Annotated in this window: 13 protein-coding genes; 11 read left to right on the forward strand and 2 right to left on the reverse strand. The window is 71.7% G+C overall.

Translation table 11 applies throughout. The annotated features are described in order from the left end of the window. The first annotated feature begins 32 nt into the window (after positions 1–32). Both ACH4D5_RS22030 and ACH4D5_RS22035 read left to right on the forward strand, forming a co-directional pair. Positions 33–734 carry a ribonuclease HII gene (locus ACH4D5_RS22030; RefSeq protein ID WP_398305068.1) on the forward strand — a complete coding sequence of 234 codons (702 nt, stop codon included), beginning with the start codon at positions 33–35 and terminating at the stop codon, positions 732–734. A gap of 79 nt (positions 735–813) precedes the next feature. After that, positions 814–1,443 carry a hypothetical protein gene (locus tag ACH4D5_RS22035; protein WP_398305070.1) on the forward strand — a complete coding sequence of 210 codons (630 nt, stop codon included), beginning with the start codon at positions 814–816 and terminating at the stop codon, positions 1,441–1,443. 252 nt (positions 1,444–1,695) lie between these two features. On the opposite strand, the gene ACH4D5_RS22040 is transcribed toward ACH4D5_RS22035, so the two are convergent. Continuing rightward, positions 1,696–2,334, reverse strand: a complete 639-nt coding sequence (locus ACH4D5_RS22040) for a hypothetical protein (protein ID WP_398305073.1) — start codon at positions 2,332–2,334, stop codon at positions 1,696–1,698. Positions 2,335–2,720: 386 nt separating this feature from the next. Here ACH4D5_RS22040 and ACH4D5_RS22045 point away from each other — a divergent pair, with 386 nt between their 5' ends. Then, complete coding sequence (locus tag ACH4D5_RS22045) at positions 2,721–4,880, forward strand: RecQ family ATP-dependent DNA helicase (RefSeq protein ID WP_398305075.1); 2,160 nt, start codon at positions 2,721–2,723, stop codon at positions 4,878–4,880. A 154-nt stretch (positions 4,881–5,034) separates the two neighbouring features. On the opposite strand, the gene ACH4D5_RS22050 is transcribed toward ACH4D5_RS22045, so the two are convergent. After that, entirely contained in the window at positions 5,035–5,982 is a 948-nt protein-coding gene (locus ACH4D5_RS22050; RefSeq protein ID WP_398305078.1) for a methionyl-tRNA formyltransferase, read from the reverse strand. A 289-nt stretch (positions 5,983–6,271) separates the two neighbouring features. Between ACH4D5_RS22050 and ACH4D5_RS22055 the strand changes: the two genes are divergently transcribed. From ACH4D5_RS22055 to ACH4D5_RS22090, 8 genes are all read left to right on the forward strand, one after another. Beyond that, entirely contained in the window at positions 6,272–7,636 is a 1,365-nt protein-coding gene (locus ACH4D5_RS22055; protein WP_398305081.1) for a lysine N(6)-hydroxylase/L-ornithine N(5)-oxygenase family protein, read from the forward strand. Between the two features lie 99 nt (positions 7,637–7,735). Beyond that, positions 7,736–8,794, forward strand: a complete 1,059-nt coding sequence (locus tag ACH4D5_RS22060) for a FecCD family ABC transporter permease (RefSeq protein WP_398305084.1) — start codon at positions 7,736–7,738, stop codon at positions 8,792–8,794. A 92-nt stretch (positions 8,795–8,886) separates the two neighbouring features. After that, the gene (locus ACH4D5_RS22065; protein ID WP_398306019.1) at positions 8,887–9,948 is read left to right on the forward strand and encodes a FecCD family ABC transporter permease; all 1,062 of its coding nucleotides are present in this window, start codon (positions 8,887–8,889) and stop codon (positions 9,946–9,948) included. Positions 9,949–10,043: 95 nt separating this feature from the next. Beyond that, positions 10,044–10,892 carry an ABC transporter ATP-binding protein gene (locus tag ACH4D5_RS22070; RefSeq protein ID WP_398305087.1) on the forward strand — a complete coding sequence of 283 codons (849 nt, stop codon included), beginning with the start codon at positions 10,044–10,046 and terminating at the stop codon, positions 10,890–10,892. Between the two features lie 144 nt (positions 10,893–11,036). Beyond that, positions 11,037–12,089 (forward strand): ABC transporter substrate-binding protein, encoded by a 1,053-nt coding sequence (locus ACH4D5_RS22075; RefSeq protein WP_398305090.1) that lies wholly within the window; start codon positions 11,037–11,039, stop codon positions 12,087–12,089. A gap of 46 nt (positions 12,090–12,135) precedes the next feature. Further along, positions 12,136–13,935, forward strand: coding sequence for an ABC transporter ATP-binding protein (locus tag ACH4D5_RS22080; protein WP_398305093.1), 1,800 nt, complete (start codon positions 12,136–12,138; stop codon positions 13,933–13,935). 58 nt (positions 13,936–13,993) lie between these two features. Beyond that, positions 13,994–24,964 carry an amino acid adenylation domain-containing protein gene (locus tag ACH4D5_RS22085; RefSeq protein WP_398305096.1) on the forward strand — a complete coding sequence of 3,657 codons (10,971 nt, stop codon included), beginning with the start codon at positions 13,994–13,996 and terminating at the stop codon, positions 24,962–24,964. Continuing rightward, positions 24,954–26,690 carry an ABC transporter ATP-binding protein gene (locus ACH4D5_RS22090; RefSeq protein WP_398305099.1) on the forward strand — a complete coding sequence of 579 codons (1,737 nt, stop codon included), beginning with the start codon at positions 24,954–24,956 and terminating at the stop codon, positions 26,688–26,690. Before ACH4D5_RS22085 ends, ACH4D5_RS22090 begins: the two co-directional genes overlap by 11 nt. Positions 26,691–26,699: the final 9 nt, after the last annotated feature.

Consider the following 26,699-nt stretch of genomic DNA (forward strand, 5'->3'; position numbering starts at 1 on the left):
GGCGGTTCCCGGCGGCGTAGGCTATTGGCGCCATGCCGTACGAAGCACCCACCCACACCGTCGAGCGCTCCCTGCGCGCCACCACCGGAGCGAAGATCGTCGCCGGTGTCGACGAGGTCGGGCGCGGCGCGTGGGCGGGACCGGTCACCGTCTGTGCGGCGGTCACGGGACTGCGCCGGCCGCCCGAAGGGCTCACCGACTCCAAGCTGATCACTCCGAAGCGGCGCACCGCGCTCGCCGCGGAGCTGGAGAGCTGGGTCACGGCGCACGCCCTCGGTCATGCCTCGCACGAGGAGATCGACGAACTGGGGATGACGGCCGCCCTGCGGCTCGCCGCGGTGCGTGCCCTGGAGGGGCTGCCGGTCCGCCCCGACGCGGTCATCCTCGACGGGAAGCACGACTACCTCGGGACTCCCTGGCAGGTTCGTACGGTGATCAAGGGTGACCAGTCCTGTGTGGCTGTCGCCGCGGCTTCGGTGATCGCCAAGGTTCAGCGCGACAAAATGATGGCCGAACTGGGCATCGAACATGCAGACTTCGGTTTTGCGGCCAACGCCGGCTATCCGTCGCCGGTGCACAAGGCCGCGCTGGCGGAGCGGGGGCCCACCCCGTACCACCGGCTTTCGTGGGCGTATCTTGATGCGTTGCCCCAGTGGCGACATCTCAAGAAGGCCCGCAGCTGGGCGGACGGAAAAGTTCCGGAAATCGAGGGTCAGCTCGGCTTTGAGTTCTGACGCTTTTCCGGCGCTTCCGATCGCACTCATGTGCCACCCGCCGACGCGAGTCGTGTCGGCGTTTGATAGACAACACTTCATGCCTCTCATTCCCGAGGAGCCTCAGATTCACGAGAGTGCCCAGGGTCCCCGCGCCACGCAGGCCAGTGGCCGCACCGCGCCGACCCCCCGCCCCGTACCCGGTCCGCGTCCCGCGGCTCCGCCGCGTCCCGGCCGTCCGGGTCCTGCCCGGCCGATGCCGCCCGCGCAGCGCGCGCCGCGCGACACGGCCGCCAAGCCCGGGGCGCCCGCCCCGGCTGCCCCCGACGCTTCGGCCTCGGTTCCGCAGGTCCAGCTGATCCCGGCTTCGGCCGAGGGCGCGCTGGACGCGGCCGAGGAAGCCGTCGACCTCCTGCTCGACTCCGGGCGTGCCCCCGGCGACGTCCTGGTGATCAGCACCGGTGACCCGCACCCGTGGGCCGCGCACGAGCTGTCCTTCGGCGAAGCCGCCTACTGGGCTCAGCACGACGCGGGTGACGACGTCTTCTACGCCGACGCCGCCGCGCTGCATCGTGCCGCACCCCGGCCCGTGGTCGTCGTCGCCGTCAACGGCGGCAGCGAAGAGACCGCGGTCGCGGCGCTGCCGACGGCGCTCACGCGTGCGAAGGCCCTGCTGATCGTCTGCGGCGACCCGCAGCGGATCAACGCGATGCTGGGCGCCGGCGTCTGACACCGACGTCCGCGCGGTGGCCGCCTGTCCGGCGGCCGCTTACCGGGCGGCCGCTGTGCGGTGGCCGTTCGCGCGGTGCCACGGTGAGATCACGGCTGCGCTGGAGCAGCCGAAAGCACAGTGCGGTGGCCGACGTATGCCGTGGGCTTCCGTGCCGTGCGTTCGGTTGCCGGTGAGCCGAACGGGCCGTGCGGGCCGACCGTGCCCTCCGTACGGAAGGCGTCGCGCTTGGCGCGGGACAGGAGCCCGCCGTCAGCGTGCCGCCGCGCGCCGCAGCACTTCGGAGGCGGCGCCTCCGGTACGTGTCGTGGGCGGATCGGCCTCGCCGAGCTCCTCGGGCAGTGACCCCGCGCTCGGCCGGCGGCCGCCGCGTCCCTCGCCGAGCACCTGCCAGCCGTCACGCGTCAGCGTGATGTACGCGCCGCAGCGCAGCCCGTGCAGGGTGCAGGCGTCCCGCAGCCCCCACATCCAGGCCCCGTCCTCCTGGGTCCAACGGGCGTCCCCGTCACGGCAGTAGAGCAGTACGGCGGTGCGCACCGGGGTGCGGCGCCGCAGGTCGTGCGGGATGATTCGGCGCAACTGCGTGAGCAGCGCGTTCCGGAAGACCCAGCCGTCCGTCACGGTCGCGCGCCGGCTGAACGAGGCGCTCGCCCGCAGCCGCTCGTCCGGATCGAGCACGGCCACGACGGCCGTCGCCGGGGTCGGCCGATGGCGTGCGTGCAGACCGCTGACGACCTCCCTGGGGTTGCGCAGCAGCGGGATCCCCGCGGCTGACCACTCGGAGGGCTCCAGCATCCGGGCGAGTCGGTGGTCGGAATCGGCGTACAACTCGGCCGAGGCCGGGGGCTCCGGCACCGGTACGGCAGGGGACGAAGCGAATCCGAAGGTCACGGTCCTCCCTTCGGCTACGCGCCCTGGTGCGGGCGGGGTCGGACTGGGGGAGCGCAGCGCGGCACAGCCCTACCGGACCACGGGGAGCCGCACGGGGGAGCGACTCCGATTCTTCCCGTCGCAGTCGTCGGCGGCAACGAGCAATCGGCACCGCATGCCGGTATCGGATGATGCGCTGCTTATATCCCTGCCCAGTTCATGGTCTTCCGACGCTTGCGCCCTCCTCGCACGGCAGGAACCAGTGGCAACGCACGGCAGGAACCAGCCGCGACGCGCGGCCGCAAGCAGCGCCAGCGCACGCCCAGGAGCAGTGACAGCACGCCCATTGCGCGGAGCGTGCCGTGGCAGATTGGGCGATTGTCAGTGGCATCGGGTTGCATGGGGTCATGGACAACCTGGAGCTCCGCACCGAAGCCGATGCCATCCTCGCCGAGCTCGTCGGCGACCCCGGGGGCTCGGCGCGGCTGCGCGAGGACCAGTGGCAGGCGGTGGCGGCGCTGGTGCGGGAGCGGCGGCGCGCTCTGGTGGTGCAGCGCACCGGCTGGGGCAAGTCGGCGGTGTACTTCGTGGCCACCGCTCTGCTGCGGCGGCGCGGCGCGGGACCGACGGTGATCATCTCGCCGCTCCTCGCGCTGATGCGCAACCAGGTCGAGTCGGCGGCCAGGGCCGGCATCCAGGCCCGCACCATCAACTCGGCGAACCCGGAGGAGTGGGACACGATCTACGGGGAGGTCGAGCGCGGCGAGACCGACGTCCTCCTCGTCAGCCCGGAGCGGCTGAACTCGGTGGACTTCCGCGACCAGGTGCTGCCCAAGCTCGCCGCCACCACCGGACTCCTCGTGGTGGACGAGGCGCACTGCATCTCCGACTGGGGGCACGACTTCCGGCCGGACTACCGCAGGCTGCGGTCGATGCTGACCGAGCTCCCGGCCGGCGTGCCCGTCCTCGCCACCACCGCGACGGCGAACGCCCGCGTCACCGCGGACGTCGCCGAGCAGCTGGGCACCGGCGCAGGTGAGGCCCTGGTGCTGCGCGGCCCGCTGGACAGGGAGAGCCTGCGCCTCGGCGTGGTCCAACTCCCCGACGCCGCACACCGGCTGGCCTGGCTCGCCGAGCACCTGGACGAGCTGCAGGGCTCCGGCATCATCTACGCACTGACGGTCGCCGCGGCCGAGGAGGCCACCGCCTTCCTGCGGCAGCGCGGCTTCAAGGTGGCCTCGTACACGGGCCGCACGGAGAACGCCGACCGGCTGCAGGCCGAGACCGACCTCCAGGAGAACAAGGTCAAGGCGCTCGTCGCCACCTCGGCGCTCGGCATGGGCTTCGACAAGCCGGACCTCGGATTCGTGGTGCACCTCGGCTCGCCGTCCTCCCCGATCGCGTACTACCAACAGGTCGGCCGTGCGGGGCGCGGCGTCGAGCACGCCGATGTGCTGCTGCTGCCCGGCAAGGAGGACGAGGCGATCTGGCGCTACTTCGCCGATACGGCGTTTCCGCCCGAGGCGCAGGTCCGCCAGACCCTCTCGGCCCTCGCGGATGCCGGGCGGCCGCTGTCCGTGCCCGCCCTGGAGGCCCTGGTCGAGCTGCGCCGCACCCGCCTCGAGACCATGCTGAAGGTGCTCGACGTGGACGGCGCGGTCAAGCGCGTGAAGGGCGGCTGGATCTCCACCGGCGAGCCCTGGGTCTACGACTCCGAGCGGTACGCCTGGGTCGCCAGGCAGCGCCAGTCCGAGCAGCAGGCCATGCGGGACTACGTGAGCACGGCCCAGTGCCGCATGGAGTTCCTCCGCCGGCAGCTGGACGACGAGGGGGCCACCCCGTGCGGCCGCTGCGACAACTGCGCGGGCCCCTGGACCGATTCGTCCGTGTCGACGGAGGCACTGTCGGGCGCGGCGAAGGAGCTGGACCGCCCGGGGGTCGAGATCGAGCCGCGCAGGATGTGGCCGACGGGCATGCCCGCGCTCGGCGTCGACCTCAAGGGCCGCATTCCGGCGAAGGAGCAGTGCTCAACCGGGCGCGCCCTCGGCCGGCTCTCGGACATCGGCTGGGGCAACCGCCTGCGCCCGCTCCTCGCCGACGGCGCACCCGACGGTCCGGTCCCCGACGACGTCCTGCGCGCCGCGGTGGCGGTCCTCGCCGACTGGGCGCGCTCTCCCGGGGGGTGGGCGTCGGACGCCGCGGATGCCGCCGCCCGGCCGGTGGGTGTGGTGGCCGTGCCGTCCCTGACCCGTCCGCAGCTCGTCGGCTCCCTCGCGCAGGGCATCGCGTCCGTCGGCCGGCTGCCCTTCCTGGGCACGCTGACGTACACGAGCCCGGACGGCGCGCACGCGGCGCGCCGCAGCAACTCCGCCCAGCGGCTGCGGGCGTTGTCCGGCGCCTTCAGCGTCGAGGGGGAGCTGGCCGCCGCTCTGGCGGGCGCACCGGGACCGGTCCTGCTGGTGGACGACTACACGGACTCCGGCTGGACCCTCGCGGTCGCCGCCCGCCTCCTGCGCCGGGCGGGCGGCGAGCAGGTGCTGCCCTTGGTCCTCGCCGCGGCGGGCTGAGCGGCGGGCCGAGCGGAGGGCTCGGCCCACGGCCCCGGCCCGCCGCGGCGACAGCTCAGGACGACCCCTCAAAGGACGACCCATCGAGGGCGATCGCTCAAAGGACGACCCCTCAAGGGCGCCCGCTCAAGGGCGCCCGCTCAAGGACGACCCCTCAGGGACGGCTGGTCAAGTAGCCGCCCATGGAGGTGAAGTACTCCGTCGCGGGCAGCTCACGGCCGTCCTCGGTCCGGACGCGTGTGATGGCCAGGCCGTGGTTGCGGCCGTACCGGGCGTCGGCTCCGGCGACGATGACCACGCCGTCGCCCTCGCGGTAGAAGATGCGTCCGGGCGTACCGCCGTAGCGGCCCTCGGAGACCACCGCGGAGACGATCTCCAGCCGCTTGCCCTTGTGGAAGGCGAAGGCGCTGGGGTACGGGGCGGACTGGGCGCGGATCAGGCGCTCCAGGTCCTCGGCCGGCCAGGTCCAGTCGATGCGGATGTCCTCGGCGGACCGCTTGTGGAAGAAGCTCGCCTGCGAGCGGTCCTGCTTGGTGAACTCCGTCTGGCCGCTCGCGATGAGGTCGAGCGCGCCGATGGTGACCGGGGCGATGAGGTCGACCGTCTTGTGGAAGAGGTCGGTCGCGGTGTCCTTCGGTCCGACCGGGACGGCCTCCTGGCGCACGATGTCACCGGCGTCGAGCTCGTCGTCCATCATGTGCGCGGTCACGCCGACTTCGGACTCGCCGTTGATCATCGCCCAGATGATCGGGGAGAAGCCGGCGTACTTCGGCAGCAGCGAGTCGTGGACGTTCAGCGTGCCGTGGCGGGGGAGGCCGAAGATGCGCGGGGGAATCCACGTACGCCAGTTGTTGGCGACGATGATGTCCGCGTCCGCCTCCTTGAGGCGCTCGAACAGCTCCTCGTCGTCGGGGCGGTTGCGGATCAGTACCGGTACGCCGTGCTCCTCGGCGAGGTCGGCGACGGAATCGCTCCAGATCTTCTCGTACGCGTGCTCGCTCTTGGGGTGCGTCACGACCAGTGCCACGTCGTGTTCGGAGTCCAGGAGGGCTTGCAGGGTGCGGTGCCCCCAGGTCTGGTAACCGAACATGACGACCCGCATGGGGTTCCTCCTCAGAGCAGGGAAAGGCAGGGAAAGACAAAGAAAGGCAGAGCAAAGCTGACGATAAGTAAAGCAAGCCTTACCTTAGTATGCAACGAGTCTACTTTGCGCCTCAGTTGACGAGACCGGATACCCGCACCAAAGGGCCGGTTGTCCGTTTTGCCCGGTCGACAGTCGCGTCTGATTAGCTTAGGCTCACCTAAGTTCGAGTGGGTCGCTCTGTCGACGTGCCCACCATCTGTACCTTCCCCACGCCTGACAGGCGGCTTCCCCGCACGATGGGAGTGACATGTCACAGGTTCTTCCTGGCGACGCACCACTGGTCCACGACCTCATTGGCATCGGCTTCGGCCCGTCCAATGTGGCGATGGCGATCGCGCTCAGCGAGCACAACGCAAGCGTCGGCAGGGAGGAGACGGTCACCGCTCACTTCTTCGAGCAGCAGCCGAGCTTCGGCTGGCACCGCGGCATGCTGATCGACGACGCGACCATGCAGGTGTCCTTCCTCAAGGACCTGGTGACACAGCGGAATCCCACCAGCGAGTTCAGCTTCCTCTGCTACCTGAAGAGCAAGGGGAGGCTGACCGACTTCATCAACCACAAGAACCTCTTCCCGCTGCGGGTGGAGTTCCACGACTACCTGGAGTGGTCCGCGGCCAAGGTCGACGACATGGTCTCCTACGGTCACGAGGTCGTCGGCGTCACGCCGTTCGTCCGTGACGGAGTCGTGGAGTACCTGGACGTGACGGTCCGTTCGGCGGAGGGCCTCGCGGTCCACCGCGCCCGCAACCTCGTCATAGGCACCGGCCTCCGCCCCCTCATGCCGGAGGGCGTGGAGCGCGGCGACCGCGTCTGGCACAACTCCGAACTGCTCACCAAGGTCGAGCAGTTGGAGGGCACATCGCCCTCCCGCTTCGTCGTCGTGGGCGCCGGCCAGAGCGCCGCCGAGAACGTCGCCTACCTGCACCGCCGCTTCCCCGAGGCCGAGGTCTGCGCCGTCTTCTCCCGCTACGGCTACAGCCCCGCCGACGACAGCAGCTTCGCCAACCGGATCTTCGACCCGGACGCCGTCGACGAGTACTTCGAGGCGCCCGAGGACGTCAAGCGACGGCTGATGGACTACCACGGCAACACCAACTACTCCGTGGTGGACATCGACCTGATCGACGACCTATACCGGCAGATGTACCAGGAGAAGGTCCTCGGCACCCAGCGGCTGCGCTTCCTCAACGTCTCCCGCCTCACCGGCGTCAAGGAGACCGCCGACGGCGTCCAGGCCGCGGTGAAGTCGCTCGTCACGGGCGAGGAGAACCTCGTGGACGCCGACGTCGTGGTGTTCGCCACCGGTTACAGCCCCGCCGATCCCGTCGGCCTCCTCGGCGAGGTCGCCGACCGCTGCCTCCGCGACGACCAGGGCCGCGTCCGCGTCGAGCGCGACTACCGCATCACGACCGACCCCGACCTGCGCTGCGGCATCTACCTCCAGGGCGGCACGGAGCACACGCACGGCATCACCTCGTCGCTGCTGTCCAACATCGCGATCCGCGTCGGTGAGATCCTGGACTCGGTCCGTGCCCGGGGCACCGAGTCGTCCGCCTCCGCTGCCGCCGAGGCCCGCCCGGTCGCCGGCGAAACCGGCAGCGCCGCCCGCTAGTCCGGCCGCCACCGCGCCCACGGCTCGGCTCCCCGCACACCGGGAGCGCCCCACCCGGCCGTGCGGCGCGGGCCGATCAAAGGGATAACGTACGTCGACATGAGCACGACTGCAGTGGAGCGCCCCGTGCCGAAGGGCGTGACGGAGGCCCGAAGGCGGCGGGTTCTGGGCCTTGCCCTGCTCGCCGTGGTCCTGGTGGTCGCGGCGGCGGTGTCGCTGGCCGTGGGCGCGCGCGCACTCAGCCCCGCCGAGGTGTGGCACGGACTGTTCGCGGCACCGGAATCCGACCAGCGGCTCACCGAGATCAGACTCATCGTGCAGACCGTGCGGGTGCCGCGGACCGTGCTCGCGATGGTCGCGGGCGTCGCCCTCGGCGTCGGCGGGGCGCTCATCCAGGGCTACACGCGCAACCCGATCGCGGACACCGGACTGCTGGGGGTGAACGCGGGCGCGTCGTTCGCCGTGGTGTCGGTGATCGCCTTGTTCGGCTTGTCCAACCCGTTCCAGTACGTATGGTTCGCCTTCCTGGGGGCGGCCGTGGCGGGTGTCGTCGTGTTCGGCCTCGCGAGCATCGGCCGCGGGGCCGGCAACCCCCTGACGCTCGCGCTGGCCGGGCAGGGCATCACGGTGTTCCTCGCGGCGATGACGACGGCGGTCGCGCTCTCGGACCAGAAGTCCCTGAACGCGCTGCGGTTCTGGAACGCGGGCTCCGTGGCCGGTGTCGGATTCGACGTCATCTGGCCGGTGGCCGCGTTCATCGCGGTCGGACTCGTGCTGGCCATGACGACGCTGCCCGCCCTCAACCTGCTCAACCTGGGTGAGGACGTGGCGCGCGGGCTCGGCGTGAACATCGCCGTCAGCCGTACCGTCGGCATCCTCGCCATCACGCTGCTGGCGGGCGCGGCGACGGCGGCCTGCGGCCCCATCGCGTTCCTCGGACTCATGGTCGCGCACGTGGCGAGGTACTGGACCGGCCCCGACTACCGCTGGCTCGTGCCGTACGCGGGACTCCTCGGCGCCGTCGTCCTGCTGGTCTGCGACATCGTGGGCCGACTGGTCGTGCGGCCCGGCGAGTTGGAGGCGGGGGTCGTCGTGGCGCTGCTCGGGGCGCCGTTCTTCGCGGTCCTGGTGTGGCGAGGAAAGTTCAAGAGCGCATGAGCGGGACGCGAGGGCACATGAACGCGACAGAAGCCGACGCGACAGAGGCCAACGCGACAGAGGCCAACGCGAGGGCAGCGAACACGGCAGAAGTGAACGCGACGGAAGCGAAGGCCTCCGTGGCGCCGGGCGTGCGGCTCGGCCAGATGTCGTTCGTCTGGCGCCCCTGGCTCGTCCTCGTCACGCTGCTGCTGATGGCGGCGACCTTCCTGGTGTTCTGTCTCTCCATCAGCGTCGGGGACTTCTCCATCGGTCTGTCGCGGGTGATGGCCACGCTCGTCGGCCGGGGCGAGCAGGTCGACGAGTTCGTCATCATGGATCTGCGGATGCCGCGGGCGCTGGCCGGGCTCGTCGTGGGGGTCGCGCTCGGCGTCTCCGGCGCGATCACCCAGTCCGTCGCGCGCAACCCGCTGGCCAGCCCGGACATCCTGGGGATCACCGGGGGCGCCAGCGCGGTCGCGGTGTTCTCGGTGACGGTGTCGGGCGGCACCGCCGCGGCGGTCGTCGACTCCGTGGGCCTCTCCGCAGCGGCGCTCGCCGGCGGTCTCGGCACGGGACTCCTCGTGTATTTCCTGGCCTGGCGCCGCGGGGTCGACGGCTTCCGGCTCATCCTCATCGGCATCTCCGTGAGCGCCGTGATGGAGGCGATCACGACCTGGCTGCTCGTCTCCGCCGACATCAGGGACGTGGCCCGCGCCCAGGCGTGGCTGGTCGGTTCGCTGGACAACCGGTCGTGGGACGAGGTGTGGATCGCGCTCTGGTGCTCACTCGCCCTGTTGGTCGTGGTGGCCTGCGCCGCCTTCCAGTTCAAGCCGATGCACCTCGGCGACGACGTCGCCGCGGGACTCGGCGTCCGGCACACGCGCGTGCGTGCGGTCCTGCTGCTGTGCGCGGTGCTGCTGGCCGCGGTGGCGGTGAGCGCGGCAGGACCGGTGCCGTTCGTCGCGCTCGTGGCGCCGCAGGTGGCGATGCGTCTGACGCGCCGTCCGACGCCCCCGATGGTGGCGTCCGGCCTGGTCGGAGCGCTGCTGCTGATCGGCGCCGACCTGACGACGCGCGTCGTGCTGCCCAACAGCCTGCCCGTCGGCGTGGTCACCGCCGCGATCGGCGGGCCCTTCCTCGTCTACCTGTTGGTGCGGGCGAACCTCAAGTAACCGCGGGCCACTCGATCAACCGCGGGCCACTCGATGGCGGCTCCGGCTCGAATAGCTGGTACAAAGGTGAGGCAAACCTAATAATAGGGGGGCTTGTGGTCGCTCAGTACATCACCGAGATCGAGTCGAAGGTCGAGGACGCCGACACCACCGCACGGCTGGCCGCCAAGGGCGTCTCGGTCGGCTACGGCGGCCGGACCGTCATCGACGACCTCGACGTGACCATCCCGCCCGGGGTGATCACCACGATCATCGGCCCCAACGGCTGCGGTAAATCGACCCTGTTGCGCACCCTCACGCGGCTGCTCAAGCCGGTCAAGGGCTCCGTCGTGCTCGACGGCAAGGACATCGACAAGCTCAAGACCCGGGACGTGGCGAAGAAGCTCGGCCTGCTGCCGCAGACGCCCGTCGCGCCGGAGGGGCTGACGGTGGCCGACCTCGTCGCAAGGGGACGCCACCCGCACCAGAGCTGGCTGCGCCAGTGGTCGTCGGACGACGCGGGCGTCGTGGAGCGCGCGCTGGCCATGACCGGCGTCTCCGACCTCGCCGACCGCCCGGTCGACTCGCTCTCCGGCGGGCAGCGGCAGCGCGTCTGGATCTCGATGACGCTGGCCCAGGGCACCGACCTGCTGCTCCTCGACGAGCCGACCACCTACCTGGACCTGGCGCACGCCATCGACGTGCTCGACCTCGTGGACGACCTGCACGAGTCGGGGCGCACGGTGGTCATGGTGCTGCACGACCTGAACCTGGCCACGCGGTACAGCGACAACCTCGTCGTGATGAAGGCGGGTTCGATCCTGGCGCAGGGGCACCCGCGTGAGGTGATCACGGCGGAGCTGCTGCACGAGGCGTTCGGGCTGCGCGCCAGGGTGGTCGAGGACCCGGTGGGGGACCGGCCGCTCATCGTGCCCATCGGCCGCACACACGTCCAGCTCGACTGACCGGCACTCCGACGGTTCCTCAACTCGACCTGTCCCGCCGACGAATACTCCGGTAAGGCTAGGCTAACCTCATCTCGGCAGGTTAAGGTTTGGCTGCCCTTAGACACGGGGCGCAGCGGTCAGCGCGAAAGCAAGGGAATCCGGATGCTCCTCAACCGAACGAAGCTCACGACGCCACGGCGGCGGCTGGCGGCGGTACTGACCGCCGCGACCCTCGGCGTCGGCCTCCTCGCGGGATGCGGTTCCGACTCGGAAGACAAGGCGGGCGAGGAGACCCCGGCGGCCGCCGGCGGCGGCACGTTCCCGGTCACCGTGGACCACGCGTTCGGCTCGACGAAGATCACCAAGGCTCCCAAGCGCGTCGTGACCGTCGGCTACACCGACGACCAGACCGTCCTGGCGCTCGGCACCAAGCCGGTCGGCATGGTCGACCAGTACCCGAACCCGGAGGGCAAGTCCCCCGACATCAACACCCAGTGGCCCTGGGTGAAGGACAAGTGGGGCAGCACCAAGCCCGAGGTCGTCATGAAGAACGGCGACAGCGGCCCCAACTACGAGAAGATCGCCTCGCTGCGGCCGGACCTGATCATCGCGGTCTACTCCGAGATCGACAAGGCCGCCTACGACAAGCTCTCCAAGCTCGCCCCGACGGTGGGTCGCACCAAGGGCGAGAAGGAGCTGTTCAGCGCTCCGTGGCAGGACAACGTGGTGCACATCTCCAAGGCGCTGGGCAAGGAGGACGAGGGCAAGAAGATCGTCCAGGGCGTCGAGGACAAGCTGGCCGAGGCCAAGAAGTCGCACCCGAAGTTCGCCAAGCAGACCTCCGTCGCGCTGTCCTGGTACAAGGACTCCATCAACCCGTTCACCTCCACCGACGTGCGTGGACGGCTCCTGACGGGCATGGGCTTCAAGTACCAGACCAAGATCGACAAGATCGCGGGCGGCAAGTTCTCCACCGAGCTCTCTCCGGAGCGCACGGACCTGATCGACGTGGACCGCATCGTCGTCATCAACGACAAGGCGGACACGGAGGCGTTGAAGAAGTTCAAGCTCTTCAACAACCTGGACGCCGTGAAGAAGGGCAACGTGTCCTACCTCCTGGACAGCGAGGGCCCGGCTGTGGGCGCCGCGATGTCGCAGGGCACCGCGCTGTCCCTCCCGTACGCGATCGACGAGCTCGTCAAGTCGGTCGAATAGAGATGCTGTTCAACCCGTCCCGTCCCCGTCCCGACTTGGCCACCGCGTGAGCACCACCGAAACACCCACCGACATCGGCACCGCCCCGGCGACTCTGCGCACGGCGACCGGACGCGAGGCCACCAGGTGGGTCTTGGCGCACTGCCGCGAAGTGCCGTGGCTGACCACGGCCACCGTCGCCTCGACGGTGGCCGGGGCGGCGCTCCAGATCCTCCCGGTCCTCCTGCTCGGCCGGGTGGTCGACGGAGTGGTGGAGGGCGATTCGCGCTCCGTCCTGGTCACCATCGGGGTCTTGATGGGAGCCGCCGCGCTGCTCGGCGCGGCGGCCACCGCGGCGTCGACCTACCTGATCGGGCGGCTCGGCGCCGACCTCCTCGCGCGGCTGCGCGAGGGTGCCGTCCGTGCCGTGCTCGGGATGCCGAGCGCCCGGATCGAGCAGGTCGGCCGGGGTGACGTGCTCTCCCGGGTCGGTGACGACGTGGCCGTGCTGTCCAAGGGAATCCGGACGGCCATCCCCACGGTGTTCTCGGCCGGCGTGCTGGTCTTCATCGCCACGGTCGGCATGTTCGGCCTCGACTGGCGGCTCGGCCTCGCGGGTGCCGGCGCGCTGCCGGCGTACGCGCTGGCCCTGCGCTGGTACCTCCCGAGGTCCGCCCCGCTCTACCGCAAGCAGCGGGTGGCGCAGGCCGACCGCGCGCAGGCGCTGATCAGCGGTCTGAACGGGATCGACACGGTCCGGGCCTACCGCCTGGAGGACTCCGTCCGGGAGAAGGTCACCCAGGAGTCGTGGCGGGTGCGCAATCTCGGTATCGACGTGTTCCGGTTCTTCGGCCGGTTCGTGGGCCGGGAGAACCGCGCCGAGTTCATCGGACTCGTCCTCATCCTCGTGGTCGGTTACGCCCTGTTGGAGGCCGACGCGGCCAGCCTGGGCGAGGTGTCGGCGGCTCCGCTGATGTTCCACCGCCTCTTCACGCCGCTGGGCGCCATCATGTTCACCTTCGACGAGGCGCAGAAGTCGGGCGCGAGCCTGACCCGCCTCGTCGGCGTCCTCGGGGAGTCCGGGGACGAGCGGCTGGTGGGCGACGCGTCCGTGCAGGTGGCGGACGCCGTGCCGCACCAAGTGACGGTGGAGGGGCTGACGTTCAGCTATCCCGGCACCGACGAACCGGTTCTGCGGGACGTCGACCTGACGATCCCGGCGGGCGGTTCGCTGGCCCTGGTCGGGGCGACGGGCGCGGGCAAGTCGACCCTGGCCGCGCTGATCGCGGGCATCGGGACACCGCAGGCCGGCTCGGTGCGCGTGGGGGAGCACGACCTCGGCGGCCTGGACGAGGCCGGGGCGCGGGCCCTGGTGAGCATCCTGACGCAGGAGACGCACGTGTTCTCCGGTCCGCTCGCCGAGGACCTGCGGCTCGCCGCGCCGGAGGCGACCGACGCCGAACTGATGGCCGCCTTGCGCACGGTGGGCGCCGACGGGTGGGTGGAGCACCTTCCCGAGGGGCTGGACACCATGGTCGGCGAGGGCGGTGAGCGCCTGGACGTCACCAAGATCGCCCAGATCGCCCTGGCCCGCCTTGTGCTGAGCCGCACGCCGGTGGTGGTGCTCGACGAGTCGACCGCGGAGGCGGGCAGTGAGGGCGCCGCAGAGCTGGAGCGCGCCGTGCTGGCCGCGTGCGCGGGCCGGACCACGCTGTTCGTGGCGCACCGGCTGACGCAGGCGATGGCGGCCGACCGGATCGCCGTGCTGGACGCGGGGCGCGTGGTGGAGCTGGGCACGCACGACGAACTGGTGGCGCTCGGTGGCCGGTACGCGCGACTGTGGCGGGCCTGGCGAGAGGGTAGTTAGGCAAGCCTAATTTAGGTTAGCCTTACTGCGATTACCTGGAAGGGACGCTGAGTCTTCGATGATGGAACCGAGCGCCGGCCTCGTGCTGCTTTCCCCCGCCCGCCTGGCCGACGTACGTCGGCGCGCCGGCGACTACTCCGACCGGACCGTGGCCGAGGCGTGCGCCATCGGCCTCTCGTACTGGGCGACCGGCCGGAGCCCCGAAGGCATCGAGCTCACCCCCGGCACCCTCTTCGCCGACGTCCTCGGCTGGGTCGACAACGGCGGTACGGGGCCCGGCAGTCGGGACGCCGGCGCGGACGGCTGGCACATACCCGTCCCCGACGGCGTCGAGCCCGCCGAAGCGCAGCTCGCCCTTGACGACCTCGCCGACTTCCCCGACCGGCCCCTCGGCACCATCAGCCCGTCCGGCCCGGCGGCCAGGCTCAAGGCCCTCGCCGAGTGGAACGACACCCACGCCGACCGGGTCCGCCCGACCATCGTCGAGATGTTCCGCGAGCAGGCGCGGCTCAGGCCGGACGCCGTCGCCATCGTCGACGAGCACCGCTCCCTGACCTACCGTGAGGCGGCCGACCGCTCCGCCCAGTTGGCCCACCACCTCGTCGCGCGCGGCCTCACCGCCGAGCAGGTCGTCGGCATCTCGCTGAGCCGCTCCGCCGACATGGTCGTCGGGCTGCTCGCCGTGCTCCAGGCGGGCTGCGCGTTCGTGCCGCTCGACCCGCAGTGGCCCGCCGCGCGCCGGTCCGTCGTCATCGAGGACGCCCGCGTCGTGCTGCAGCTCAACGCCTCGGGCGAGCACGACCCGCAGGAGCCGGAAGCCGTCGCCGTCGACCTCGGCGCCTGGCGGTTCGGCTCCCTCCCCACCGAGCCGACCGGGATCACCGTCTCCGGCAACGCCCTCGCGTACGTGATCTTCACCTCCGGCTCGACCGGGCGGCCCAAGGGCGCGATGATCCGCCACGAGGCGATCAGCGAGCGCCTGCTCTGGCAGGTCGACGAGATCCTGCACTTCGGCCCCGACGACGCGTCGCTGTTCAAGGCGCCGCTGTCCTTCGACATCTCCATCAACGAGATCTTCCTGCCGCTGGTCTGCGGCGGCCGCGTGGTGGTCCTGCGGACCGGCGGCGAGCGCGACCCGCACCACCTGCTCGGTGTGATCGCCGAGCAGCGCGTCACCTTCACGTACCTGGTGTCGTCCATGCTGGACGTGCTCCTGGAGATGGCGGGCGACTCCGGCCGCCTCGACAGCCTGCGCCATGTCTGGTGCGGCGGCGAGGTGCTGACCCCCGAGCTGTACGAGCGGTTCCGCGCCCGGCTCGACATCCCCATGTACCACGGCTACGGCCCGGCCGAGACGACGATCGGCGTCTCGCACGTCATCTACCGCGGCGAGGCCGAGCGCCTGTCGACGTCGATCGGCAAGGCCAACCCCAACACCCAGCTGTACGTCCTCGACGACGAGCTGCGGCCCGTCCCGGTCGGCGTCGGCGGCGAGCTGTACGTCGGCGGCTTCCTCCTCGGGCGCGGCTACGTCAACGCGCCGGGCCTGACGGCCTCCCGGTTCGTCGCCAACCCCTTCGCCTCGGACGGGTCCCGGCTCTACCGGACCGGTGACCTCGCGCGGTTCGCCCCCGACGGGTCCCTCGACTTCCTCGGCCGGGCCGACAACCAGATCAAGATCCGCGGCATGCGCCTGGAGATCGAGGACGTCGAGGTCGGCCTCGCCGAGCACCCCCACGTACGTCACACCTGTGTCGTCGCCAAGAAGAACACGGCGGGCGGCACCTATCTCGTCGGGTACGTGATCCCGGCCGCGGGCCACGAGGAGCTGCGGGCCGACGAGGTCAAGGCGTGGGCCGCCGACCACATGGTCGAGTACATGGTGCCCACCCACATCGTCGTCCTCGACGCGTTCCCCCTCACCGCGAACGGCAAGCTCGACCGGAACGCGCTGCCGGAACCCACCACCCCGAAGGGGACCGTCGCCCCGCCCACCACCGAGAACGAACGCGTGGTCTGCGCCGCCGTCGCCGCGGTGCTCCAGCTCGACGAGGTCGGCGTCGACCAGGACTTCTTCCAGCTCGGCGGCGACAGCATCCTGACGATCTCGCTGCTGAGCGCGTTGCGCGACGCCGGGCTCTACGTCACGGCGCGGCAGATCTTCACCAACAGCGTCGTGGGCGCGCTCGCCGCGGTGGCGAGCCGCGAGGACGTCTCCACGGTGGACCACGGCGACGTCGCCACCGGTGCCGTGGCGGGCTCGCCCATCGTGCAGTGGCTCGGCGAGACCACGGACGCGATCGACGGCTTCGTGCAGTCGGTCGTCCTGAACACCCCGGCGGAGCTGACCGCCGAAGCGCTCGACCGGATACTCGGCGCCGTCCTCGCACGGCACGACATGCTGCGCGCCAGGCTGGTGCGCGGCGACCGGTGGAGCTTCGACATCCCGGCGGCGGCCCCGGCCGCCCCGGCGTGGCAGGAGAGCGATCTGCCGCTCGACGACTGCGTCGCGCTCGCCACCGACGGGCTCGACCCCGACAACGGCGTGATGCTGCGTGCCGTCTGGCGCCGGGAGGCGCGCCAGCTGGTCATGGTCGCCCACCACGTAGTGGTCGACGGCGTGTCCTGGCGGGTCCTGATGGAGGACCTGGCCACGGCGTGGCGCCAGTTCACCTCCGGCGCGACCGTCGAACTGCCGGCGGTGGGCACGTCGTTCCGCCGCTGGACGCAGCTCCTGGAGCGCGCGGGCTTCGAGGCCGACCTGCCGTACTTCCAGCGCCCCCTGCCCGGCACGGACCAACCGGTCGGCAGGCGCGCCCTGACCGCCGCCGACACCGTCGCACGCGAGCGGCTCCAGACCGTCTCGGTCGGCCCCGAGGTCACCGCAGCCCTCCTCGGCGAGATCCCCGCGAAGTTCCACGCGGGCGTCAACGACGTCCTCCTCACCGCGCTCGCCGTCGCCCTCGCCCGGTGGCGCCGCGACCTCGGCCAGGACCAGACGTTCGCGCACATCGAGCTGGAGGGCCACGGCCGCGAGGGCCGCTTCGTGGCGGACACCGCCGGCTTCGAGCCCGAACTGTCCCGCACGGTCGGCTGGTTCACCACCCTGTTCCCGGTGACCGTGGACCCCGGCACCGCCCCCGACCTCACCGCCCCCGAGTACCTCGCCGCCGCCCTCAAGGCGGTCAAGGAAGACCTCTCGCGGGTGCCGAGCAACGGCATCTCGTACGGCGCCCTGCGCTACCTCGCCGACACCGAGTTCGACGCTCCCGCGCCGCAGGTGCTCTTCAACTACCTGGGCCGCTTCGACGCGGGCGCCGCCGGCGACTGGCAACTCGCGGGCACCACGGGACAGTTGGGCGAGAAGCGCGACCCGAACATGCGCCTGCCGCGCGCCCTGGAGTTCAACGCCATCGCCGAACCGGCCTCCACCGGCGGCGAGTACGAACTCGTCACCACCGTCTCCTGGCCCGACGGCATGTTCACCGACGAGGACATCGCGACGCTCGGCGGCTACTTCCGGGTGGCCCTGGCCGGCCTCGCCGCGCTCGACGAAGGCGGCCACACACCCAGCGACTTCCCGCTGGTGCCGCTCACCCAGGCCGACGTCGACGCCCTGGACGGCCCTGCCCTGCGGGACGTACTGCCGCTGACGCCGCTCCAGGAAGGCCTCTACTTCCACTCGGTCTTCGACGACGACTCGGCGGGCGCGTACGTCGAGCAGCAACTCCTCACGCTGGACGCGCCGGACGGGGAGGTGGACGCCGACCGGCTCGCGGCCGCGGCCACCCGGCTGCTCGCGCTGTACCCGAACCTGGCCGCGCGGTTCACCGCCCTCGCCGACGGCCGCGTCGTCTCCGTCCTGGAGAACGGCGTCCAGGCGCCCTTCACCACCGTGGACCGCCCCGGCATCACCGACGAGGAGATACGCGACCTCGCCGAGAGGGACCGCCGCGCCGGGTTCGACCTGGCCACCGGCCCGCTGATGCGGTACACGCTCGTCCGCGCCGGCGACGGCAGGAACGTCCTGGTGCAGACCGTGCACCACATCATCGCCGACGGCTGGTCGGTCCCGCCGATGCTGCGCGCGCTCCTCGCCGAGTACCACGCACCGGGGACCGTGTACCCGATCGGCGGCTTCCCCGACTACGTGCACTGGCTCGCCGGACGCGACGACGACGAGAGCGACCGGGTGTGGCGCGAGGAGCTCGCCGGGCTGCCCGGGCCCTCGATGGTCGCCGAGGGACACACCCCCTCCGACCGGTTCGCCGACACCGCCGCCGAGGCGGAGGGCGACATCGACGCGGCCGTCCGGACAGCCGGCGTGCCCCTGAGCGTGGCCGTGCACAGCGCCTGGGCGGTGACACTCGGCGGCATCCTGCACGGTGAGGACGTCGTCTTCGGCTCCACCGTGTCCGGCCGCGACGCCGACGTGCCCGGCATCGGCGACATGGTCGGTCTGTTCATCAACACGATTCCGGTGCGCGCCCGTTGGTCCGCGTCGACCACGGCCCGCGAGCTCCTCGCGTCCGTGCGGGAGCACCAGAGCGCCGTCCTGCCCCACCAGCACGTGTCGCTCGCGCGCATCGGCCGCCAGGCCGGCGTCGGCTCGCTCTTCGACACCCTCGTGGTCTTCGACGTCGCCACCGACCTGGACAGCCTGCGCACCGCCGACGCCGAACTCGTCATCGCCGACGTCGTCAACGAGGGCGCCCCGCACTACCCGCTGACGCTCGTCGTCGAGCGCGCGCTCGACGGCCGCCCGCGCTTCAACCTGATCTACGACGGCGAACTCCTCGGCGAGACCACCGCCCAGGAGATCCTGCGTACCTTCACCTCGATCCTCACCGGTCTGCTCACGCGGCCGGACGCCCCGGTCGCCGAGCTGGCACCCGCGGCCGCCCGCCGCCCCGCGCCCGTCGAACGGACCACTTTGGGCGGCCTGTTCGACGCCGCCGCCCGGCGCGACCCGGCGGCCACCGCCGTCACCCAGTGCGCGCTCGACGGCTCCACCAGGTCCCTGACGTACGGCGAACTGGCCGCCGCCAAGGACGAGTTGGCCGCGTCGCTGCGCGCGGCGGGCGTCGGCCCCGGCAAGCGGGTCGCCGTCGCCGTGCCGCGCTCCGTGGAGCAGGTCGTCGCCCTGGTCGCGATCGTCGCCGCGGGCGGTGCCTACGTACCGCTGGACCTGGCGTACCCGGACGAGCGCCTGGAGTACATCCTCGCCGACGCCGCTCCGCAGGTCGTGCTCGTCGACCGCGAGCAGCGGGACCGCTTCGCCGCACTCCTCGACCGCACGGGCGTCCCGGCCCGCGTCCTCGTCCAGGGGGAACAGCCGTCGACGGAGGCCACCGAGGCGCAGGAGCAGGCGCCGGGGGCGGGCTGGCACGACCCCGCGTACGTCATCTACACGTCAGGGTCGACCGGCCGCCCCAAGGGCGTCGTCGTCCCGCACTCCAGCGTGGTGACGCTGCTCGCCAACACGCGGCCCGACATGGACTTCGGACCGCACGACGTGTGGGTGCAGTTCCACTCCTTCTCCTTCGACTTCGCGGTCTGGGAGCTGTGGGGCGCGCTGGCGCACGGCGGTGAGCTGCTGGTGCCCGAGTACGGACTGACCCGCTCCCCGGTCGACTTCCACCGCCTTGTCCGCGAGCGCGGCGTGACCGTGCTCAACCAGACGCCGTCGGCGTTCTACCAGTTCATCGAGGCCGACCGGCACGCCGGCGAGCCGCTGCCCGCGCTGCGCCGGATCATCTTCGGCGGCGAGGCCCTCGACCTCGGGCGGCTGCGCGGCTGGGGCGAGCGGCACGGCACCGCGTCGCCCGAGCTGGTCAACATGTACGGCATCACCGAGACCACCGTCCACGTCACCCACCGCGTCCTGACCGACGACGACTTCACCCGTGGAGAAGACGTCAGCCCCATCGGCGGACCGATCCCCGGCCTCGTCACCTACCTGCTCGACGACCGGCTTCGGCCGGTGCCGCCGGGCCGGGTCGGCGCCATCTACGTCGCCGGCGACCAGGTGTCGCTCGGCTACCTGGGCAGGCCGGGCCTGACCGCGGGCCGGTTCGTGGCGAACCCGTTCGCGGACGACGGCTCCCGCATGTACCACACGGGCGACCTCGCCCGCCGTACGCTCGACGGCGAGCTGGAGTTCGCCGGGCGCGCCGACGACCAGGTGCAGCTCAAGGGCTTCCGCATCGAGCTCGGCGAGGTCGAGTCCGCGGTCCGGGAACTCGACGGCGTGGTCGACGTGGCCGTCACCGTCGCGGACAGCGGCGACCACCTGGTCGCGCACGTCGTGGGCAGCGCACCCGAAGACCTCGCGGGGCTGCTCGCCGCCAAGCTGCCCGTGCACATGGTGCCGGGCCGGGTCCTCACGGTCGACGCCCTGCCGCTGACGGTCAACGGCAAGCTGGACCGCAAGGCGCTCGCCGAGCGCGCCGCGCGCGACGACGCCCCGGCTGTAGCGGGCGATGCGGTGCCGGCCGACGTCGCGGGCGACTCCGTACTGGCCGCACTGGTCGGCATCTTCTCGGAGACGCTGCCCGGCGACACCACCGCGGACGCCGACACCGACTTCTTCGCCGCCGGCGGCGACAGCATCGTCGCCATCACCGTGATCAACCGGGCCAGGGCGCTCGGCCTGCGGATCGCGCCGCGGGACGTGTTCCTGTTCAGGACGCCTCGCGCACTCGCCGAGCACCTGGGGTCGAACGCACCGCAGGCCGGGGCATCCGCGTCCGCCCCCGCCTCCGCCCCCGCCCGCCGCGAGGACGGCCCGCTGGCACCGACGCCGATCGTCCTCCGCCAGCGCGAACTGGGCGGTTCGCTCGACCGGTTCGCCCAGGCCAGGACGCTGGTGGCGCCCGAGGGCACCGGATTCGCCGACGCCGAGCGCGCCGCGAACGCCGTCGTGGCCGCGCACCCGGCGCTCCGGCTGCGGCTGCGTGTGGAGCACGGCGTGTGGGCGCTGCGCACCGAGCCCGCGCGCGAGATCACCGTCGTACGCGGTGACACGACCGACGCGACCGTCGCCGCGAACGAGGCCGCCGGACGGCTCGACCCCGAGGCCGGGGACGTCATCGCGTTCACCTGGCTGGAGGCGAGCCGCACCCTGGTCGTCGCCGTGCACCACCTCGCCGTCGACGCGGTGTCCTGGCTGATCCTCCTCGACGACCTCGCCACCGCCATGGGCGGCGCGGACCTGGCCCCGCCGACCACGTCCTACGCCGAGTACGCCGAGGCGCTGACGCTCGGGGCCGCCGACGCGATCGACGACCTGGGGCACTGGATCACCACGCTCCAGGCGCCCGGCCTGCTGCCGGCGGTCCGGAACCCGCGCGAGACCACCGTCGTCCTCGCGCCCGACACCAGCGACCGCGTCACCCGCACCGCGCCCGCCGCGCTCGGCGTCGGCCTCACGGAGCTGCTGTGCGGCGCGCTGCGCACCGCGCTGACCCACGTGCAGGCGTCGCCCACCGACCTCGCGGTCGAGCTGGAGCGGCACGGCCGGGTCCCGGTCCTCGAACAGCACGACTACAGCCGTACCGTCGGCTGGTTCACCTCCATCGCGCCCGTACGGCTCACCGCGCACACCGACCCCGTCGCCGCCGCGCGCGAGGTCGCCGAGCGCCAGCCGGACGAGCGCGGGCACGTCGCGTACGGCCAGTTGAGGTACCTGAACCCGCAGACGGCGCCGTTGCTCACCGCCCGCCCGCAGGTCCTGTTCAACTACCTCGGCCGGGGCAGCGAGTCCCAGGCGGTGCACATCACCGGCGGCGACCAGGGCAGCCCGTACGCCGTCGAGGTCAACGCCTGGGTCGACGACGCCACCGGCAGCCTGCACGCGGCCTTCACCCTCGCCGACGGCATCCCCGACACGATCACCGAGCACTGGTCGAACGCCCTGGAGCGCGTCGCCGACGCCGCCACGACCGCCGAGCGCACCGCGCCGGTCACCCCCCTCCAGCGGGGTCTGTTCTTCCAGGCCCAGATGGCGGGCGAGGCCGGACACTACGTCGCGCAGAGCTGGTTCACCTTCGACCGGCGGCTGGACACCGACGCGCTGGCCGAGGCGATGGCGCACGTCATCGCACGGCACCCGGTCGTCGGCGCCGGCTTCACCACCGACGACGACGGCGACCCCGTCCAGGTCCTCAAGGCCGGGCGCCGTGTCGACGTCCGCACGGTCGAGCTGACGGACGACGCGGAGGTCGAGGAGCTGCGCACCCGCGACCGCGACGCCGGATTCGACCCGGCCGAGCCGCCGCTGATCCGCCTCACCGTGGTCCGCCTGCCCGGCGGCCACGACGGCCTGCTGCTCAGCTACCACCTGCTGCTGTGGGACGGCTGGTCCCGCGAGATCGTGCTGCGCGACCTCTTCGACGCCTACGAGGCCGTCGTCGCGGGCGAACCGCTCGACGACGCCCCGGCCACGCCGAGCTTCGAGGAGTACGCAAGGGCGCTCGACGCCAAGGACGCAGCCGCATCGGAGCGCTTCTGGGCGGAGCACCTGGCCGGACTTCCCGGCCCGACCCTGCTCGCAGGACCGGCACCGGCCCTCTCGCAGGACCTGCCGCCCGCGCTCGTCCACACGCTCTCCGCCGAACAGTCGGAGCTGCTGCGGGACGCCGCCAAGGCGCACGGCGTCACGCTGAACTCGGTGCTGACCGGCGCGTTCGGCCTCCTGCTCGGCGCGCACACCGGCCGCAGCGACGCCGTGTTCGGCGTGACCGTCTCCGGCCGCGACGGCGAGGGCCTGTCCGACATCGTCGGCGTGCTGCTCAACACCGTGCCGCAGTGGACGAAGGCCAGGCCGGACGAGACCGTCCGCGAGTACCTGACGGCCGTCCAGGCGGCCCGTGTCGAGGCGATGGAGCACGAGCACCTCGGGCTCGGCGAGATCCAGCGCGCCAGCGGGCACGACACCCTGTTCGACAACCTGTTCGTGCTCCAGAACTTCCTGGACATGGACGCCTTCGCCGAGATGAACTCCCGGCACGGCATCACGTCGGTGAAGGCCGACGACTCCACCCACTACCCGTACACCTGGGTCGTCACCCCCGGCGACCGGCTCACCGTCAAGCTGGAGCACCGCCACGGCGACACCGCCGGCGCCCGCAGGCTCCTCGACGACTACGTGCGCGTGCTGGAGGACCTGGCCCGCTCCACAGGACCGGTCGGCGCGCTGCCCGGCCTCGGCCGGCTCCCCGAGCCCGCCGCACGCACGGACGTCGGCACGGACACCGTCGTCGACCGCTTCGACCGGGCGGCCGACCGCGACCCGGAGCGGGTCGCCCTGGTCGCCCACGGCGCGACGATGACCTTCGCCGAGCTCCGGGACCGCAGCCGCGCGGTGGCGGGTGTGCTCGCCGGGCGCGGGCTCGGCCCCGAGACGACCGTGGGACTCGCGATCCCGCGCTCCCTCGACTCGATCGTGGCGCTGTTCGCGGTGCTGCGCGTCGGCGCAGCGTACGTCCCCCTCGAACTGGACCACCCCGACGAGCGGATCGCGGCGATCGTCGCGGACGCCCGCCCGGACGTGATCCTCACCGTGAGCGCGGTGTCACCCAGGCTCACCGGCGGTCCCGTCGGGACCGGTGACCTGATCGAGCTGGACCGTCCGCTGCCCGAGGCCGAGCCGTTCGTGACGTTCGCGCCGGACGACCCGGACCGGCTGCGGCACCCCGCGTACACGATCTACACCTCCGGTTCGACCGGCAAGCCCAAGGGCGTGGTGACCGAGTACGCCGGACTCACCAACATGCTCGTCAACCACCAGCGCCGGATCTTCGAGCCGGTCCTCGCCGAGCACGGGCACCGGACCTTCCGGATCGCGCACACCGTGTCGTTCGCCTTCGACATGTCGTGGGAGGAGCTGCTGTGGCTCGCCGACGGCCATGAGGTGCACATCTGCGACGAGGAGCTGCGCCGTGACGCGCCCGGCCTCGTCGAGTACTGCCTGGAGCACGCGATCGACGTCATCAACGTGACGCCGACGTACGCCCAGCAGCTGGTGGCCGAGGGCCTGCTCGCCGACCCGGCACGGCGCCCGGCGCTGGTCCTCCTCGGCGGCGAGGCGGTCACGCCGACGCTGTGGCAGCGGCTCGCCGAGACCGAGGGGACCGTCGGCTACAACCTGTACGGCCCCACCGAGTACACGATCAACACCCTCGGCGTCGGCACCTTCGAGTGCCAGGACCCGGTGGTGGGCGTCGCGATCGACAACACCGACGTGTACGTCCTCGACCCGTGGCTGCGGCCGCTGCCGGACGGCGTCCCCGGTGAGCTGTACGTGTCGGGCGTCGGCATCGCCCGCGGGTACCTCGGCCAGGCCGCGCAGACCGCGCACCGCTTCGTCGCCTGCCCGTTCGGCGCCCCCGGCGAGCGCATGTACCGCACCGGTGACCTGGTGACGCGCCGCCCCGACGGCAACCTCACCTACCTGGGCCGCACCGACCAGCAGGTCAAGATCCGCGGTCACCGGGTCGAACTGGGCGAGGTCGAGGCCGCGTTCGCGGCGCACCCCGCGGTGCGGTTCGCCGCCGCGGTCGCCCAGCCCGACCCGCAGGTAGACGGGGCGTACCGCCTCGCCGCCTACCTCGTGCTCGACGGCTCCGACCTGGCCGCCGTCGCCGCCGAGGTCGGCACCGGACTGCCCGACTTCCTGCGCCCCACCCACTACGCCGAGGTGGACAGCATCCCGCTCACCGTGAACGGGAAGGCTGACACCAAGGCGCTGCCGGAGGCCAAGCCCCTCGGCGCGCTGACCACGGCGGGGGAGCGCGGCCCCGAGACCGAGACGGAGACGGTGGTCTGCGAGTTCTTCGCCGAAGCCCTGGACCTCGACGACGACGAGGTGAGCGCGGTGAGCGATTTCGTGTCCCTCGGAGGACACTCCATGCTGGCGGTACGGCTGATCGGCCTGCTCCGCCGCGAGTACGGTCCCGTGATCACGATCCGAGACCTGTTCACCCTGCGAACCCCGGAAGCGATTGCCCGCCACCTCGATGAAAACTGAGACTGCGACACCTCCGAACAGCCCTGACGCGAAGCGGCCCCGCCGGCCCCACCCGGGGTCCGACATCCTCAGGACCGCCCTGCGCCGCAACATCGGCGCGATGGTCTGGGGCACCGTCCTCATGGGCCTGTACCAGGCGGGTGAGACGGCCTTCCCCATCGCGCTCGGCATGATCGTCGAGCACACGATGCGGGACGACCGCACGCTCACCGCGCTCGGCCTGTCCATCGGCGCGCTCGCCGTGATCATCACGACGGTGTCGCTGTCGTGGCGGTTCGGCATGCGCATCCTGCAGAAGGCCAACACGACGGAGGCGCACCGCTGGCGGGTGAAGGTCGCGGGCTGCGGCCTCCAGCCGGTGGCCAGGGACGTCGACCTCAAGTCCGGCGAGGTCCTCACCATCGCCACCGAGGACGCCGACCAGACCGCCGACATCATCGAGGTGGTGCCGCTGCTCATCAGCTCGATGGTCGCGGTGCTCGTCGCGGCGGTCGCGCTGGGCATGGCCGACTACCGGCTGGGCCTGCTCGTGATCGTGGGAACGGTCGCGATCCTCTCCATCCTCAGCGTGATGTCCAAGCGGATCGGCTCCAGCACGCGGGAGCAGCAGGCCCGGGTGGCCAGGGCCGGGGCGAAGGTCGCCGACCTGATCAGCGGCCTGCGCCCGCTGCACGGCTTCGGCGGCAACCACGCGGCGTTCCGCTCCTACCGGACCGTCAGCACGGAGGCGAAGCACCAGGCGATCACCGTCGCCAAGGTGAACGGCGTGTACGCGGGCACCGCGCAGGCCCTCAACGCGGTCCTCGCTGCGGCGGTGACCCTGACGGCGGGCTGGCTGGCCTTCGAGGGCCGGATCACCATCGGCGAACTGGTCATGGCCGTCGGCCTCGCCCAGTTCATCATGGAACCCCTCAAGATGTTCTCGGAGATGCCCAAGTACGTGATGATCGCGCGGGCGTCGGCGGAGCGGATGGCGCTGGTGCTCTCGGCGCCCCCGGTCACCGCCCCCGGCCCCGAACGCCCGTCGACGGGCGGCGACCTGGAGATCGACGGCGTCCGTTACGGCTCGTTGCGCGACCTGAAGTTCACGGTTGCGGCGGGCGAGTTCGTGGCGATCGCCGGCTACCAGCCGCGCGCGGTGGCCGACCTGGCGTCGATCCTGGCGGTGAACGTGCCGCCGGACGCGTACGAAGGAGTGGTGCGGGTCAGCGGTCAGGAGCTCGCCGCCCTCTCCGTCGAGGCGGTGCGCGAGCACATGCTGGTCAACCCGTACGACGCGGAGATCTTCGCCGGCACCCTGCGCACGAACATCGACCCGTCGGGTACGAGTGTCTCCGTCCCCGAGGCGGTCGAGGCGTCCATGCTCACCGACGTCGTCGCGCTGCACCGCGAAGGCCTCGACTACGCCGTCCGCGACCGCGGCGCGAACCTCTCCGGCGGACAGCGCCAACGCCTCTCCCTGGCGCGCGCCCTCGCCGCCGACACGGAGGTCCTCGTCCTGCACAACCCGACGACGGCCGTCGACGCGGTCACCGAACAACTCATCGCCCGCAACATCGCGAAGCTCCGCAAGGGCCGCACCACGCTGGTCATCACCAGCAGCCCGGCCCTCCTGGACGCCGCCGACCGCGTCCTGATCCTGACGGACGGCACCATCACAGCCGAAGACACCCACAGAAACCTACTCGCCACAAACGAGGCCTACTGCGCAGCAGTGGCCCGCTAGCGAGGCCCT

It is taken from the genome of Streptomyces sp. NPDC018029 (assembly GCF_044327655.1).
GTDB lineage: Bacteria > Actinomycetota > Actinomycetes > Streptomycetales > Streptomycetaceae > Streptomyces.